We start from the raw sequence: 16,929 nt of genomic DNA on the forward strand, positions 1-16,929 counted from the left end.
GCTTGGTCGATTCTAGCGAGCACGCGGGTGCGCCTGCGTGTACATCTCGCGGAGTGTGTCGACCGTGACGAGGGTGTAGATCTGGGTCGTCGCGACCGATGAATGCCCGAGCAGCTCCTGCACGACCCGCACGTCCGCGCCGCCGGCGAGCAGATGCGTCGCGAACGAGTGCCGCAGCGTGTGCGGCGAGACGTCGGCGGTGATGCCGGCGCGCTCCGCAGCATCCGACACGAGGTCCCACACCGCCTGCCGGCCGAGCCGCCCGCCGCGCGCGCCGAGGAACAGCGCAGGCGTGGCCCGCCCCAGCGCCGACAGCAGGGGCCGGGCGCGCACCAGGTACGCGTCGAGCGCCGCTCGGGCGTAACTGCCGACCGGCACGATGCGCTGCTTGCCGCCCTTGCCGAACAGGCGCACGACCTCGTCGTCGACGAGGTCGTCGACGTTCAGCGCGGTGAGCTCCGAGACCCGCGCGCCGGTCGCGTAGAGCAGCTCGAGCACGGCGCGATCGCGCAGCCGCAGCGGTTCGTCACCCTCGGTCGCCGCAAGCATCGCCTCGACGTCCTCGACCGGGATCGCCTTGGGCAGCCGGCGGGGCGGCTTCGGCGGCCGCACGTCGCGCGAGGCATCCGTCTCGACATCGCCCTCGGCGAGGAGGAACCGGTGCAGCCCGCGCACGGCCGACAGCACGCGCGCGATCGAGCTGGTCGCCAGCGGCGGCTGCCGCTCGGCGGCGAGGTGGCGCTGGAAGGCGCCGAGGTCGGTGTCGGTCACGGCGGCGAGGTCGCGGATGCCCCGGGCTTCGAGCCATCCGTCGTAGATCGTCAGATCGCGGCGATACGCCGCAAGCGTGTTGCGGGCGAGCCCTCGCTCGATGGCCAGGTGCCGGAGGTACTCCTCGATGCCCGCCGCGGTCACGCCGTCGGATCGCCCTTCGGCCGCGCCGGCCACGGCGCAACGGCGGCGCCGAGCGTCTCCCAGTCGCGCGCGCGGGCGACGTGGGCGGCGAGCACGGCGGCCACGAGCGGCGCGTTCTGCACGCGGCGCGCAAGCACCGCGTCGACGCATTCGTCGAGGTCGACCCAGCGCGCCTCCATGTCGGCCTCTTCGTCGGTGCGCGCGAACGCGGTCGCAGTCGGCCGCACCCCTCGGGCGAGGAAGATGCGGATCGCCTCGTCGTTGCCCCCGGGCGAGGTGAACAGGTCGACGAGCACCGCCCAGTCATCGGCCTCGAGGTCGGCCTCCTCGACCAGCTCGCGCTTGGCCGCCTCGAGCGGCGACTCGCCGTCGACGTCGAGCAACCCCGCGGGGATCTCCCAGTCGCGGGTGCGGATCGGGTGCCGGTACTGCTTGATGAGCAGCACCCGCCCCCGGTCGTCCAGCGCGAGCACGCCGACGGCGCCGGGGTGCTCGACGTAGTCGCGCACGACCTGCGCGCCGCCGTATTCGACGGTGTCGCGACGCACGTCCCAGACCCGGCCCGCGAAGACGCGGTCGGACGTGACGACGGGGGCCCGGTACGGCTCGTCCGCGAGCAGGTCGAGCGCCACCTCAGGCATTCGTCTCGTCATCGTCGAACAGCTTGCTCGCGCTCTGCCGTTCGAGCGCCGCACCGACGAGTCCGCGGAACAGCGGATGCGGGGAGTTCGGGCGACTGCGCAGCTCGGGGTGCGCCTGGGTGCCGATATAGAACGGGTGGACGTCGCGCGGCAGCTCGACGTACTCGACGAGGTTGCGATCGGGCGAGAGCCCCGAGAACACCAGGCCCGCCTCGGCGATGCGGTCGCGGTACGAGTTGTTGACCTCGTAGCGGTGGCGGTGGCGCTCGGAGACCTCGGTGGCACCGTACAGCTCGGCCGCGAGCGACCCCTCGGTCAGCGCAGCCGGGTACAGGCCCAGCCGCATCGTTCCGCCCAGGTCGCCGCCCGCGATGATCTCGACCTGCTCCTCCATGGTCGCGATGACCGGGAACTCGGTGTCGGGGTCGAACTCGCTCGAGGATGCCCCCGGAAGACCGGCGACGTTGCGCGAGTACTCGATGACCATGCACTGCAGCCCGAGGCAGAGTCCGAGCGCGGGGATCCCGTTCTCGCGTGCGAAGCGCAGCGCGCCGAGCTTGCCCTCGATGCCGCGCACGCCGAAGCCGCCCGGCACGCAGATGCCGTCGAGGTGGGCGAGGTGCTTCTGCGCTCCCTCTGGCGTACGGCACTCGTCAGACGGAATCCACTCGACCTTGACCTTCGCGTCGTTCGCGAAGCCGCCCGCGCGCAGCGCCTCGGTGACCGACAGGTACGCATCGGGCAGGTCGATGTACTTGCCGACCAGGCCGATCGTGACCTCGTGCTTCGGGTCGTGCACGACGCGCAGCAGTTCGCTCCAGCCCGACCAGTCGACATCGTTCGCCTTCTCGTCGAGTCCGAGCGCGTCGATGAGGTACGCGTCGAGGCCCTGGTCGTGCAGCATCGTCGGGATGTCGTAGATCGACGGCACGTCGACCGCGTTCACGACCGCCGCCTCGTCGACGTCGCACATGAGCGCGATCTTGCGCTTGTTCGACTCGGTCACCGGCCGGTCGCTGCGCAGCACGAGCGCGTCGGGCTGGATGCCGATCGAGCGCAGGGCCGCGACCGAGTGCTGGGTGGGCTTGGTCTTCTGCTCGCCCGACGCGCCCATGAACGGCACCAGGGACACGTGCACGAAGAAGACGTTCTTACGACCGAGCTCGTGCCGCACCTGCCGAGCCGATTCGATGAACGGCTGCGACTCGATGTCGCCGACGGTGCCGCCGATCTCGGTGATGATCACATCGGGCTTCGGCGACTCCGACGCCTGCAGGCGCATGCGCCGCTTGATCTCGTCGGTGATATGCGGAATGACCTGCACCGTGTCACCGAGGTACTCGCCACGTCGTTCCTTCGCGATCACGGTCGAGTAGATCTGCCCGGTGGTCACGTTCGCGGCCTGGCTCAGCTCGATGTCGAGGAACCGCTCGTAGTGACCGATGTCGAGGTCGGTCTCGGCGCCGTCGTCGGTCACGAACACCTCGCCGTGCTGGAACGGGTTCATCGTGCCGGGGTCGACGTTGAGGTACGGGTCGAGTTTCTGCATGACGACGCGGAGCCCGCGTGCCGTGAGCAGGTTGCCGAGGCTGGCCGCCGTGAGGCCCTTGCCCAACGAAGAAACGACACCACCAGTCACGAAGATGTGCTTGGTCGTGTCGTCGGAGAGATCAGTATTCGAAGTCTGTGCGCCGCGTTCATCCACCACGGGCTTATAGCCTATCCGACGATTCTCGGAGTCGGCCCAGAACCGACCGGGTGTCGTCGACTCGGTTGCCCATCGCGACAGCGAAATCCGGGCCTCACGCCGCATCCGCGGCGAGTTCGAGCAGTTCGCGCGCGTGTGCAAGACCGCTCGCGGAGTCGGCCAGCCCCGACAGCAACCGCGCCATCTCGGCCTCGCGATCGAATCCCGCCAGCTGTCGCACGCTCGACGCGGTCACCTGACCGTCGGTGCCCTTCACCACGGTGAGGTGGTTCGTCGCGAAGGCCGCGACCTGCGCCAGGTGGGTCACGACGATGACCTGCGATCGCTCGGCGAGCTTCGCGAGCCGGCGCCCGATCTCGATCGCGGCCGCACCGCCCACGCCCGCATCCACCTCGTCGAACACGAACGTCGGCACCGGATCGGCGCCGGCGATCACGACCTCGATGGCCAGCATCACCCGCGACAGCTCACCGCCCGATGCACCGCGCGAGACGGGCCGCGGCTCGGTGCCCGGGTGAGGCCGCAGCAGCAGCTGCACCTGGTCGCGGCCGTGCGAGGCGGGCTCGGCGAGCGGCTCGACCACCACGCTCAGCTCGGCGTCGGGCATCGCGAGCGCCGCGAGCTCGGCCGTCACCTCGATGGCGAGCCGCGACGCGGCGGCTTCGCGCAGCGAAGTCAGCCGGTCGGCCAGCTCATCGACGCGGGCTTCGAGTTCGGCGACGGATGCCTCGAGCTGCTCGATGCGGTCGTCGTCGCCGTCGAGCTCGATGAGCCTGAGACCGCCCGTGCGACGGAACTCGATCACGTCGTCGAGGGTCGTCCCGTGCCGGCGGATGAGGGCGGTCAGCTCGGCCCGTCGCTCCTGGACCGTCTCGAGCTCGCGCGCGCCATCGGCGTCGAGCCCGGCGAGGTAGCTCGAGAGCTCACCGGCGGCCTCGGCGAGCAGGAACCCGGCGTTCTGGAGCGTCTCGGCGAGCGGAGCCAGGGCGGAGTCGTGCGGAGCCATGCGCTCGACGTGTCGTCGCGCACTCTCGACGAGCGTCACGGCGTCGGGCGCGTCATCGATCGCCTCCTCGGACGAGACCAGCTCACGGGCCTGCGCCGCGGCGAAGCGCAGGTCCTCCAGGTTGGTCAGCCGATCGGCTCGCTCGGCGAGTTCGACGTCCTCGCCGGGCTGCGGGTCCGCGGCCTCGACCTCGTCGAGCGCGGTTCGCAGCTCAGCGGCCTCGCGCGCCCGGGCGTCGTGCTCGGACCGCAGCCGCACGAGCAGGTCGGCGTCGTCGCGCCAGGCCCGGAACGCGGTGCGGTACTCCCCCAGCACCTCCAGCAGCTCGGCGCCGGCGAACCGGTCGAGCGCCTCGCGCTGCGCCGTCGCCGAACGCAGCCGCTGCTGGTCGGCCTGACCGTGCACGACCACGAGTCGTTCGCCCAGCTCGGCGAGCACGCCGACGGGCGTGCTGCGACCGCCCACGACCGCACGGCTACGGCCTTCGGCCGACACCGAGCGGCCGAGCAGCAGCTCGCCGGCTTCGATCTCGCCACCGGCCTCCTCGACCCGCTCGCGGACCTCATCGGCCGAGGCATCCGAAAGCAGCCAGCGACCCTCGGCCCAGGCCTGCTTCGCACCCGACCGCACCGCCCCCGCGTCGGAGCGGGCCCCGAGCAGCAGGCCGAGCGCGGTCACCACCATCGTCTTGCCGGCGCCGGTCTCGCCGGTCACCGCGGTGAACCCGGGCCCGAGCGGAAGCCTGGCCTCAGCGATCACGCCGAGATCGCGGATGCCGAGTTCTTCGATCACGCGCGTCCCCCACTCACGGCAGTCACGGTGCTCATTCGCGACCCACCGGCCCGCGCCAGCCGGTCACCGGCAGGTCGAACTTGTTGACGAGTCGATCGGTGAACGGCGCCTCGTGCAGCCTGGCCAGACGAACCGGCACCGATGAACGCCGTACGACGACGCGGGCGCCGGGCGGCAGGTCGAACATCCGCCGCCCGTCGCACCAGATCACCGCGGCGGCATCGGTGCGCTGCAGCACCTCCACCGCGAGCGACGACTCGGGCCCCACCACGATCGGTCGTGCGAAGAGCGCGTGCGCGCTCAGCGGCACGAGCAGCAGCGCTTCGACGCTCGGCCACACGACCGGCCCTCCGGCCGAGAACGAGTACGCGGTCGACCCCGTCGGCGTCGACATGACGACCCCGTCGCAGCCGAACGACGACAGCGGTCGGCGATCGACCTCGATCACCACCTCGAGCATGCGCTCGCGCTCGGCCTTCTCGACCGTGGCCTCGTTGAGCGCCCACCCCTCGTACACCACCTCGGCGCCGACCTTCGCGCGCACCGACAGCGTCATGCGTTCCTCGACCGTGTAGTCGCGCGCGAGCGCGCGCGTCACGGTGTAGCCGAGGTCGTCGCGTTCGCTCTCGGCGAGGAACCCGACATGGCCGAGGTTCACCCCGAGCAGCGGAATCGGAAGGTCGCGCGTGAGCTCGGCGGCCCGCAGGATCGTGCCGTCGCCGCCGAGCACGATGGCCAGCTCGATCTGGTCGGCGTCGACCTCTTCGAGGGCGCGCACCCGCCCGTTCAGGTCGGGCACGTACGTGTGCACGTCATGCCAGTGCTCTTCCGCGATGACCGGCACCGCGCCCGCGGAAAGCAGTTGCGTGCACACCTCGCGAGTGGCCTCGAGTGCGGCCTCGCGGCCGGTGTGGGCGACCACGAGGAAGTGACGTGCCTGGTTCACCGGGCTCCTCCTGTCAGGCCCTCGATACGACCCATCCATTCTGTCGGATGCCCGGGCGCACCCGGCCGCAGATGCACGAGGAACTCGCGATTGCCGTGGGTGCCGGCGATTGGGGAGGAGAGCACGCCGCCGACGCCGAGACCGAGGTCGAAGCCGGCCCACAGCACACCGGCGACCGCGTCCGCCTGCAGCGCGGAGTCGCGCACCACGCCCTCGCGGACACCCCCGCGACCCACCTCGAACTGCGGCTTCACGAGCAGCACGAACTCGGCGTCCTCACGAGCGGTCTGCCGAAGCGCGGGCAACACCGTGGTGAGGGAGATGAACGAGAGGTCGGCGGTGACGAGTGTCGGCCGCTCGTCGACGCCCGTCAGCTCCGCCAGCCGCTCGGCGTCGAGATCGCGCACGTTGCATCCCTCGACGAGGACGAGTCCCGCCGCACCGGCCAACGACGGCGCGAGCTGGCCGTGCCCGACGTCGATCGCGAGCACCGTGCGGGCTCCGCGCTCGAGCAGCACCTGGCTGAACCCGCCGGTCGACGCGCCCGCGTCGAGCGCTACGCGATCGGCTGGATCCACCGCGAACCCGTCCAGGGCTGCGATGAGCTTGTGCGCGGCGCGACTCACGTAGTGGTCGACCTGGTCGACCTCGAGTCGGGCGTCGTCGTCGACCCGGTGCGACGGCTTCACTACCGGTTGGCCGTCGACGCGCACCGCACCCGACGCGATGAGCGTCGCCGCGTGGGTCCGCGAGCGGGCGAGCCCGGCGTCGGCCAACGCCGAGTCGAGGCGTCGCTGCGCCACCCGTCAGCCGCCCTCGGCCGGATCGGACTGCTCGAGCGCCTCGCGCAGCCGATCGACCAGCGACTGGTAGCGGGCGCCGCGCTCGGCGAGCGGTGCACCCTCGATCGCGTCGAGCTCGTCGCCGATCTGCGAGGCGCGCTCGTCGGCCGTCGCGGCGTCGCCCGCGCCCTCGGCCTCGACCTCGTCGGGAACCGCGCGCGCCTGATCGGATGCTTCGTCGGTGCTCACGCCCTCAACGCTACCCCGGCCCGCCGACGGCGCCTCGGTGCTCACGCGTACAGGCGCTCGGGAACCTCGAGCGCGTGGATCGGCGAGCCCGACTCCCAGATCACGGCGCACGCGGCGCGCAGGGCGTCGAGCCCTTCGCCCGACTCGACCACGACCCGGCGCCCGTCGAGGCGCACACGGGCGCCACGGACCCGCACGCCGCCGCGTACCCGTTCGATCTCGGGATACGGCTCGTGCAGCTCGCGGAGGTCGCCGAGCAGGTAATCGGGCCGGCTCGCCGCGTCCGCGGCGAGCACCTGCTTCGCGCGGTCGATTCCCGTGAGCACGACCGCCGACCTCATTCCGGCACGGTTCGCACCGAGGATGTCGGTGTCGAGCCGGTCGCCGACCACGAGCGGATGCTCCGCGCCGAAGCGCGCCCGCGCCTCCTCGAAGATCGGGGTCTCGGGCTTGCCCGCCACGAGCGGGAACCGCCCGACCGCGGTGTGCACCGCCGAGACCAACGTGCCGTTGCCCGGCGCGATGCCCCTCGCCACGGGGATCGTCCAGTCCATGTTCGTCGCGATCCACGGGATTCCGTGCTCGTCGGCGAACCCGCCGGCGTTCAACGCGAACGCCGCCTCCGCCAACTGCGTCCAACCCACGTCGGGCGCGAACCCCTGCACCACCGCATCCGGACCATCGTCGGCCGAGCGCGTCACGCGGTAGCCGTGCCGGTCCAGTTCGGTGACGATCCCCTCGCCGCCGACCACCAGCACGAGCGCGCCTGGCTCGACGACACCGGCGAGCAGGCGCATGGCCGCCTGCGGCGACGTGACGACATCGGTCGGCGCGACGGTGAGTCCCAGCTCCGCGAGATGGGCGGCGACGGATGCATCGCTGCGCGACGCGTTGTTCGTGATGTATCCGACCGCCCGGTCGCGGCGCGCGAGGTTCAGCGCCTCGACCGCGTGCGGAATCGCATGCGGCCCCTGGTAGACGACGCCGTCGAGATCGGCGAACACGGCGTCGACGCCGTCGAGCGGCGTGCGCGACTCAGTCCTGCGGAACAGCGCCATCGCCGTCCTCGGAGCGAACAGGATCCGTCTCGGCGAGCAGTTCGGCCACCTCGGGCTCGATCGCGTCCTCGGGTGCGGACTCGGCCGAGGCATCCGTTTCGAGGTCGTCGACCTCGGCCGTGTCCTCGACCTCGATCTCGACCTCGATCTCGTCATCGGGGTCGTTCTGCGCGACGGCCTCGTCCGCGACGTCGGCTTCGTCCTCGACCGGTGTCGCGGGCTCCTCGAGGGGCACCTCGTCGATCTCGTAGACCTCGAAGATCTCCGCGTCGGCAGGCTCCGCGAGCGCCTCCGCCGCGTGCTCCGCGAGAGCGCGCCAGTCGGATGCCTCGACGGCGCGTCCGAGCTCATCGAGCACCTCGGCGTATGCGGAGAACAGCGCGGGGCTGTAGCTGAACGCACGCGCGCGATCGAGCTGCGGGATCTCGAGTTCGGCCAACGCGAGCTCGGGCTGTTCGAGGTCGAGCCGCGCGCCCGACATCGCGATCGCGAGCGCGACCTGCACAGGGGCGGCGAGCGTGGTCCGATCGACCGAACGACCGAGCTCGAGCGCACGGTCGGGCCGCCCGACGCCGCGCTCGCTGTCGACCATCAGCGGCAGCTGGTCGTTCTTGCCCGAGATGCGGCGGTAGGTGCGCAGCTCGCGCAGCGCGAGCGCGAAATCGCCGGTTTCGTAGGCGGTGATCGCGAGCGTCTCGCGAACGACCGCGATGCGCCCGGCACGTCGTGCGGCCGCGAGGGCGTGACGGTGAGCGAGCGGTGCGTCTTCGAGCAGCAACTCGGATGCCGCGGCGAGGTGCCGCGCGACCCACTCGGCGTTCTCCTTGCTCAGGGTCTTCAGCTCGGCGCGAGCCTCGCGGTTGAGCGACCGCGGTTCGATGTGCTCGGGCACCAGCGGATCGTCGTGACGCGGCCGGTCCTCGTAGGGGCGCGGTCGGTCCTCATAGGGACGCGAGGACGCGGGCCGGTCGCTCCGCGACCAGCTGTCGGTGCGCCCGCGCTGCGGGCGGCCGTCATGCCGATCGTCTCGCGACCCGCCGTACGCGGGCTTCCCGCCGCGACGGTCGTCACGCTGTGCACCCGATTGGCCGCCGCGGTGATCGTCGTTCCGACGGTACCCCGACTGCCGCGCAGCGCCACGGTCGTCGCCGCTTCGCGGAGGCCGACGGTCGTCGGAACCAGCGCGGTAGCCGCCGGATCGGCGATCCTCACCGTCTCGCCGATACCCACTGGTGGGCCGACCCTCGCCCTGCGGACGATACCCACCGCCCGAACGGCGGTCGTCTCCATCACGGCGATACCCACCGCCGGATTGGCGCGCATCGCCCTGTGGCCGGTATCCGCCACTCGAACGACGGTCGTCTCCATCACGGCGATACCCGCCCGACTGACGATCACCGCCCTGCGGACGATACCCACCGCCCGAGCGGCGATCCTCGCCATCCCGGCGGTATCCACCGCCCGAGCGGCGATCCTCGCCATCCCGGCGGTTTCCGCCGCCGGACGGGCGCGCATCACCGTGTGGCCGGTATCCGCCACCGGAACGACGGTCGTCTCCATCACGGCGATACCCGCCCGATTGACGATCACCGCCCTGCGCCCGGTACCCACCACTCGAACGGCGATCCTCACCATCACGGCGATACCCACTCTGGGGCGATCCGGTGGCGCCGTCGCGACGCGGACGATCGGACCGGCGCCGGTCGTCGGCGGAGCGGTCGCCACCGTAGCCGGCTCGCGCTGCGGATCCCTGCGAACGGGGGCGGTCGTACGACTTCCGCTCCCGGCCGTCGCGCTGCTGGCCGCGTCCGCCGCGGTCGTCTCGGTTGTTCGACGAGGGCTCTCGTCGACGGTCCGGCCGGTCGTCTCCGACCGGGCCTTGACTCGAATCGCTCACGAGAGTCCTCTCGACATGGGAGTCCGTTCGGACTCAACCGTACTGCGGCCGGCTTCGAGCCGGCCGAAAACACGAAAGGGGCCACCCGTCCTCGGGTGGCCCCTTCGCTCAATGAATGTCCGGCGGTGTCCTACTCTCCCACAGGGTCGCCCCTGCAGTACCATCGGCGCTGTCAGTCTTAGCTTCCGGGTTCGGAATGTGTCCGGGCGTTTCCCTGACGCTATGGCCGCCGAAACTCTAGAACCAACGTGCCCGCCCGGGTGGGTGGGGGTTGGTGGTCTGTGTTTCGAACACTGTTCTGTTGTCGGTGTTCTGTGTTGTGTGTTGGGTTTCCGTCTGAAGGGAACCACAGAGTGGACGCGAGCAACCAGGAAATTCCTTTGAACTGGAATGTGGGGTTGTCAAGTTGTTGGCATATTAGTACCGGTCAGCTGCACAAGTCGTTAGTCCTTGCTTCCACATCCGGCCTATCAACCCAGTCGTCTACTGGGAGCCTCTCCCCCTCGAAAGGGGATGGAAATCTCATCTCGAGGCCGGCTTCCCGCTTAGATGCTTTCAGCGGTTATCCATCCCGAACGTAGCTAACCAGCGGTGCTCCTGGCGGAACAACTGGCACACCAGAGGTTCGTCCAACCCGGTCCTCTCGTACTAGGGTCAGATCCTCTCAAATTTCCTACGCGCGCAGCGGATAGGGACCGAACTGTCTCACGACGTTCTAAACCCAGCTCGCGTACCGCTTTAATGGGCGAACAGCCCAACCCTTGGGACCTACTCCAGCCCCAGGATGCGACGAGCCGACATCGAGGTGCCAAACCATGCCGTCGATATGGACTCTTGGGCAAGATCAGCCTGTTATCCCCGAGGTACCTTTTATCCGTTGAGCGACAGCGCTTCCACAAGCCACTGCCGGATCACTAGTCCCGACTTTCGTCCCTGCTCGACCTGTCAGTCTCACAGTCAAGCTCCCTTGTGCACTTACACTCGCCACCTGATTGCCAACCAGGTTGAGGGAACCTTTGGGCGCCTCCGTTACTCTTTGGGAGGCAACCGCCCCAGTTAAACTACCCACCAGGCACTGTCCCTGAACCGGATCACGGTTCGAAGTTAGACATCCAGAGTGACCAGAGTGGTATTTCAACAACGACTCCACGAACACTGGCGTGCCCGCTTCAAAGTCTCCCACCTATCCTACACAAGCCACACCGAACACCAATACCAAGCTGTAGTAAAGGTCACGGGGTCTTTCCGTCCTGCTGCGCGTAACGAGCATCTTTACTCGTAGTGCAATTTCGCCGAGTTCGCGGTTGAGACAGCTGGGAAGTCGTTACGCCATTCGTGCAGGTCGGAACTTACCCGACAAGGAATTTCGCTACCTTAGGATGGTTATAGTTACCACCGCCGTTTACTGGGGCTTAAATTCTCAGCTTCGCCTTGCGGCTAACCGGTCCTCTTAACCTTCCAGCACCGGGCAGGCGTCAGTCCGTATACATCGTCTTGCGACTTGGCACGGACCTGTGTTTTTAGTAAACAGTCGCTTCCCACTGGTCTCTGCGGCCACTCCACGCTTCCCCAGCAAGTGGGTTCACGCTTCGGGCCCCCCTTCTCCCGAAGTTACGGGGGCATTTTGCCGAGTTCCTTAACCACGATTCTCTCGATCTCCTCGGTATTCTCTACCTGACCACCTGAGTCGGTTTGGGGTACGGGCGGCTAGAACCTCGCGTCGATGCTTTTCTCGGCAGCATAGGATCACCCACTTTTCATCCGCATCGCGTCTCAGCCTGTATGAACCGCGGATTTGCCTACGGTTCGGCCTACACGCTTGCCCCGGGTCAACCATCGCCCGGGTTGGGCTACCTTCCTGCGTCACACCTGTTAATACGCTCACCGCACCAGACCGGGTCCCACGCTCCCCACCACGATGCTCCCGAAGGGAACGGTGTGATGGTTCGGATGGTTAGCATTACTGGATTGGTGTGGGCGGTTCTTCGCCGGTACGGGAATATCAACCCGTTGTCCATCGACTACGCCTGTCGGCCTCGCCTTAGGTCCCGACTTACCCAGGGAAGATTAGCTTGACCCTGGAACCCTTGGTCTTCCGGAGGACGGGTTTCTCACCCGTCTTTCGCTACTCATGCCTGCATTCTCACTCGTGTGCCGTCCACGGCTGGATCACTCCGCCGCTTCACCCGGCACACGACGCTCTCCTACCGATCCGCACGACTGGACCACGAAGGCCTATCGATAATGCGAATCCCACGACTTCGGCGGTGTGCTTGAGCCCCGTTACATTGTCGGCGCGGAATCACTTGACCAGTGAGCTATTACGCACTCTTTCAAGGGTGGCTGCTTCTAAGCCAACCTCCTGGTTGTCTGTGCAACTCCACATCCTTTCCCACTTAGCACACGCTTAGGGGCCTTAGTCGGTGGTCTGGGTTGTTTCCCTCTCGACGATGAAGCTTATCCCCCACCGTCTCACTGCTGCGCTCTCACTTACCGGCATTCGGAGTTTGGCTGACGTCAGTAACCTGTTGGGGCCCATCGGCCATCCAGTAGCTCTACCTCCGGCAAGAAACACGCAACGCTGCACCTAAATGCATTTCGGAGAGAACCAGCTATCACGAAGTTTGATTGGCCTTTCACCCCTATCCACAGCTCATCCCCTCCATTTTCAACTGAAGTGGGTTCGGTCCTCCACGACGTCTTACCGTCGCTTCAACCTGGCCATGGATAGATCACTTCGCTTCGGGTCTAGGACCTGCGACTGAATCGCCCTATTCAGACTCGCTTTCGCTACGGCTACCCCACACGGGTTAACCTCGCCACAAATCACTAACTCGCAGGCTCATTCTTCAAAAGGCACGCCGTCACAGCTACAAGGCTGCTCCGACGGATTGTAAGCGAACGGTTTCAGGTACTATTTCACTCCCCTCCCGGGGTACTTTTCACCTTTCCCTCACGGTACTTGTCCGCTATCGGTCATCTGGGAGTATTTAGGCTTACCAGGTGGTCCTGGCAGATTCACACGGGATTTCTCGGGCCCCGTGCTACTTGGGATACCTCTCCGGGCGGCACGACATTTCGGCTACGGGACTCACACCCACTCCGGTCCGGCTTTCAATCCGGTTCGCCTATACCATGCACAATCACCGTGGCTGTCCGGCAGAACAGCCCGAAAGGTCCCACAACCCCGACCATGCAACCCTGCCGGGTATCACACATGACCGGTTTGGCCTCTTCCGCTTTCGCTCGCCACTACTCACGGAATCACGGTTGTTTTCTCTTCCTGTGGGTACTGAGATGTTTCACTTCCCCACGTTCCCTCTACCCGCCCTATACATTCAGGCGGGAGTCACCAGGTCACCCAAAGGGCCTGGCGGGGTTTCCCCATTCGGAAATCCTCGGATCACAGCTCGTTTATCAACTCCCCGAGGCTTATCGCAGATTACGACGTCCTTCTTCGGCTCCAGATGCCAAGGCATCCACCGTTCGCTCTTAGAAACTTGAAACCACACATGAGTTCAAAGAAACCACCACAACCCCGAAAGGCCGCGGCGGTGACCAATGAATACGTCAACAACACCCTCCCCAAACGAGAGAAGATGCTGCAGAACACATTCGAAACAACAACAAAAGTTGGTGCTTCTAAGATGCTCGCGTCCACTATGTAGTTCTCAACAGACGGCCAGAACCCCCACCCCACACCACCAACCGGTGATGCTTCATGAAGGCCTGAAGAAACCCGCCAACCCCGAAAGGTCGCGCCCGGTCCCTCAGGACCCAACAGCGTGCACGCACCAACCCCGCCCACCCCAACCATTCCAACCAACCCGAAGGCCGGCGTACTCGATCAAGACGCTTGCGACTGATGCCTATGTCAATGTTCCACCCATGAGCACCCAGCAGGAACATTCGCCCTGCAATGGGCCTCCTGGAAGACCCGAAAGTCTCCAGTGCTCCTTAGAAAGGAGGTGATCCAGCCGCACCTTCCGGTACGGCTACCTTGTTACGACTTAGTCCTAATCACCGATCCCACCTTCGACGGCTCCCTCCAAAAGGTTGGGCCACCGGCTTCGGGTGTTACCGACTTTCATGACTTGACGGGCGGTGTGTACAAGGCCCGGGAACGTATTCACCGCAGCGTTGCTGATCTGCGATTACTAGCGACTCCGACTTCATGAGGTCGAGTTGCAGACCTCAATCCGAACTGAGACCGGCTTTTTGGGATTCGCTCCGCCTTACGACATCGCAGCCCTTTGTACCGGCCATTGTAGCATGCGTGAAGCCCAAGACATAAGGGGCATGATGATTTGACGTCATCCCCACCTTCCTCCGAGTTGACCCCGGCAGTCTCACATGAGTTCCCACCATGACGTGCTGGCAACATGCGACGAGGGTTGCGCTCGTTGCGGGACTTAACCCAACATCTCACGACACGAGCTGACGACAACCATGCACCACCTGTAACCGAGTGTCCAAAGAGTTCACCATTTCTGGCGCGTTCTCGGTCATGTCAAGCCTTGGTAAGGTTCTTCGCGTTGCATCGAATTAATCCGCATGCTCCGCCGCTTGTGCGGGCCCCCGTCAATTCCTTTGAGTTTTAGCCTTGCGGCCGTACTCCCCAGGCGGGGCGCTTAATGCGTTAGCTACGACACGGAAACCGTGGAAAGGTCCCCACATCTAGCGCCCAACGTTTACGGCGTGGACTACCAGGGTATCTAATCCTGTTCGCTCCCCACGCTTTCGCTCCTCAGCGTCAGTAAGTGCCCAGAGACCTGCCTTCGCCATCGGTGTTCCTCCTGATATCTGCGCATTCCACCGCTACACCAGGAATTCCAGTCTCCCCTACACCACTCAAGTCTGCCCGTACCCACTGCAGGCTCCAGGTTGAGCCTGGAGATTTCACAGCAGACGCGACAAACCGCCTACGAGCTCTTTACGCCCAATAATTCCGGACAACGCTCGGACCCTACGTATTACCGCGGCTGCTGGCACGTAGTTAGCCGGTCCTTTTTCTGCAAGTACCGTCAAGGAGCAAGCTCCCCTTCTTCCTTACTAAAAGAGGTTTACAACCCGAAGGCCGTCATCCCTCACGCGGCGTTGCTGCATCAGGCTTGCGCCCATTGTGCAATATTCCCCACTGCTGCCTCCCGTAGGAGTCTGGGCCGTGTCTCAGTCCCAGTGTGGCCGGTCACCCTCTCAGGCCGGCTACCCGTCGACGCCTTGGTGAGCCATTACCTCACCAACAAGCTGATAGGCCGCGAGTCCATCCCAGACCGAAAAAACTTTCCACCCCACACCATGCGGTACAAGGTCATATCCGGTATTAGCTCCGATTTCTCGGGGTTATCCCAGAGTCCAGGGCAGGTTACTCACGTGTTACTCACCCGTTCGCCACTAATCCACCCCACAAGTGAGGCTTCATCGTTCGACTTGCATGTGTTAAGCACGCCGCCAGCGTTCGTCCTGAGCCAGGATCAAACTCTCCAAAAAAACTTGGCCCCAACCACCCCAAAAGAGCAGCCAGGAAATTCAATCACTGACAGAGAAACAACTGACTCTCGCCAAATTGTCCATCAATCAAAGGAATCCCACCCACCCCAAAAAAGAGGCAGGACAGGGTTCAAAAATTGGCATTGAACATAGTGCACGCTGTTGAGTTCTCAAGAAACGGACGCTCTCGCTTCGTCACCCCAACGGATGGTTCACTCGAGGCTTACGTCTCCACCCGGGCATCCTGTGAAGGACGGATCCGAATGCTTCGACCAGGCGGAACCGAGTGGCTCGTTCTGATCGGGAATCGCTGCTAGTTGAGGGCCGGTGAGCTTCTCGCTCTCCCGCGCCCTTTGCGGCAACGAGTGATTACTCTACGGAGATCCACTCCCTCCTGCAACTCGGGCTTGCATCCCGGGCGTGTCGCGCGGATTCCTGCGGATCTCGCTCGCAGCACAGGAGGGGCGCCGAGGTCACGTAACAGCGTTCATCCGGGCGAGGTGGGCCTCACTCAGCGGTGAGGCGACGGCATCCATCGCGACGTCGAGCTGAGCGAGCTTGCTGCCGCCGAGCATGGGTCGAATGCCCCTCGCGACGAGCCAAGCCAGCACGGTCGCCCCTCGGGTCGTTCCACGCTCGGCTGCCACTTCGTCGAGTACCGCGAGCCGACGCGTGGTTCCGGGGTGGTCGTACACCTCGGGGATCGGCTTCTCGGGGTTGTCGTAGGCGCCCGAGAGCAGCGGGGTGTACGCCCAGACCTCGAGGCGATGCTCGATCGCGTAGTCGCGTTGCTCATCGCTCAGCACGCCATGCGGGTGCACCACGCCGGGCGGGAGAGTGCCTGGACGGACGCTCAGGTAGGTCGCGTTCAGCTGCAGGGCGTCGATCGGGATGCTTCGCGTTGCGGCTGCTCGGGCACGCGCACGCTCCACACGCCACGCTGGATGGTTCGACGCGCCGACTCTGGCCACCTGCCCGGTTGCCGTCAGCTCGCCGAGCGCATCGACGGTCTCTTCGATCGGGGTCGAGCGGTCCTCCTGGTGAAGCCAGAGCAGGTCGACCCGGTCGACGCCGAGACGGTCGAGGCTCCCCCGGAACGCCTCGGCGACGGCACGGCGCGAGAGCCCGGCGCGGGCCTGCGGCCAGGAGTCGGCCCACAGCGGCTCGGCGCCGAGCTTGGTCGAGATCTTCACGCGGTCGCGGGCGCCCGGGCGCGCGGCGAGCCAGCGGCCGATGACTGTTTCGCTGTCGCCGCCGAGGCCGCTCGCACTGGCCCAGAAGCTGTAGCAATCGGCCGTGTCGATCCAGACGCCGCCGCGCTCGACGAACCGGTCGAGCAGGGCGAACGAGGTCTCCTCGTCGACGTCGGTGCCGAACATCATCGTGCCGAGCACGAGGGGTGAGGTCTTGGGGTGATCAGTCATGCACCCAGCCTGCAATCTGGA

Annotated in this window: 11 protein-coding genes and 3 rRNA genes; all 14 read right to left on the reverse strand. The window is 66.2% G+C overall.

The window, feature by feature from the left end; translation table 11 throughout:
* Positions 1-12: 12 nt before the first annotated feature.
* Positions 13-915 carry a site-specific tyrosine recombinase XerD gene (gene xerD / locus FLP10_RS01560; RefSeq protein WP_246150119.1) on the reverse strand — a complete coding sequence of 301 codons (903 nt, stop codon included), beginning with the start codon at positions 913-915 and terminating at the stop codon, positions 13-15.
* Complete coding sequence (locus tag FLP10_RS01565; protein ID WP_149159272.1) at positions 912-1,568, reverse strand: NUDIX domain-containing protein; 657 nt, start codon at positions 1,566-1,568, stop codon at positions 912-914. Before FLP10_RS01565 ends, xerD begins: the two co-directional genes overlap by 4 nt.
* The gene (locus FLP10_RS01570) at positions 1,549-3,264 is read right to left on the reverse strand and encodes a CTP synthase (protein ID WP_281286451.1); all 1,716 of its coding nucleotides are present in this window, start codon (positions 3,262-3,264) and stop codon (positions 1,549-1,551) included. The genes FLP10_RS01565 and FLP10_RS01570 overlap by 20 nt, the downstream gene beginning before the upstream one ends.
* Before the next feature lie 94 nt (positions 3,265-3,358).
* A complete protein-coding gene (recN, locus tag FLP10_RS01575) occupies positions 3,359-5,062 on the reverse strand; it encodes a DNA repair protein RecN (RefSeq protein WP_149159274.1) in 1,704 nt (567 codons plus the stop codon).
* Positions 5,063-5,093: 31 nt separating this feature from the next.
* Positions 5,094-6,047: an NAD kinase gene (locus FLP10_RS01580; RefSeq protein WP_210418455.1), complete on the reverse strand. Its 954-nt coding sequence runs from the start codon at positions 6,045-6,047 to the stop codon at positions 5,094-5,096.
* Complete coding sequence (locus tag FLP10_RS01585; RefSeq protein WP_149159276.1) at positions 6,005-6,811, reverse strand: TlyA family RNA methyltransferase; 807 nt, start codon at positions 6,809-6,811, stop codon at positions 6,005-6,007. The genes FLP10_RS01580 and FLP10_RS01585 overlap by 43 nt, the downstream gene beginning before the upstream one ends.
* Before the next feature lie 3 nt (positions 6,812-6,814).
* Positions 6,815-7,039, reverse strand: a complete 225-nt coding sequence (locus FLP10_RS01590; RefSeq protein ID WP_149159277.1) for a hypothetical protein — start codon at positions 7,037-7,039, stop codon at positions 6,815-6,817.
* 41 nt (positions 7,040-7,080) lie between these two features.
* Positions 7,081-8,097, reverse strand: coding sequence for an HAD-IIA family hydrolase (locus tag FLP10_RS01595; RefSeq protein WP_149159278.1), 1,017 nt, complete (start codon positions 8,095-8,097; stop codon positions 7,081-7,083).
* Positions 8,075-8,989, reverse strand: a complete 915-nt coding sequence (locus tag FLP10_RS01600; RefSeq protein WP_246150121.1) for a hypothetical protein — start codon at positions 8,987-8,989, stop codon at positions 8,075-8,077. Before FLP10_RS01600 ends, FLP10_RS01595 begins: the two co-directional genes overlap by 23 nt.
* Positions 8,935-9,822 carry a hypothetical protein gene (locus tag FLP10_RS01605; RefSeq protein ID WP_149159279.1) on the reverse strand — a complete coding sequence of 296 codons (888 nt, stop codon included), beginning with the start codon at positions 9,820-9,822 and terminating at the stop codon, positions 8,935-8,937. The genes FLP10_RS01600 and FLP10_RS01605 overlap by 55 nt, the downstream gene beginning before the upstream one ends.
* A 289-nt stretch (positions 9,823-10,111) precedes the next feature.
* Positions 10,112-10,228, reverse strand: a 5S ribosomal RNA gene (rrf, locus tag FLP10_RS01610).
* Between the two features lie 163 nt (positions 10,229-10,391).
* A 23S ribosomal RNA gene (locus FLP10_RS01615) occupies positions 10,392-13,500 on the reverse strand.
* 455 nt (positions 13,501-13,955) lie between these two features.
* Positions 13,956-15,484, reverse strand: a 16S ribosomal RNA gene (locus FLP10_RS01620).
* The 16S, 23S and 5S rRNA genes sit together here, the layout of an rRNA operon.
* Before the next feature lie 473 nt (positions 15,485-15,957).
* Complete coding sequence (locus FLP10_RS01625) at positions 15,958-16,908, reverse strand: aldo/keto reductase (RefSeq protein ID WP_149159280.1); 951 nt, start codon at positions 16,906-16,908, stop codon at positions 15,958-15,960.
* Positions 16,909-16,929 lie beyond the last annotated feature (21 nt).

It is taken from the genome of Agromyces intestinalis, from assembly GCF_008365295.1.
GTDB lineage: Bacteria > Actinomycetota > Actinomycetes > Actinomycetales > Microbacteriaceae > Agromyces > Agromyces intestinalis.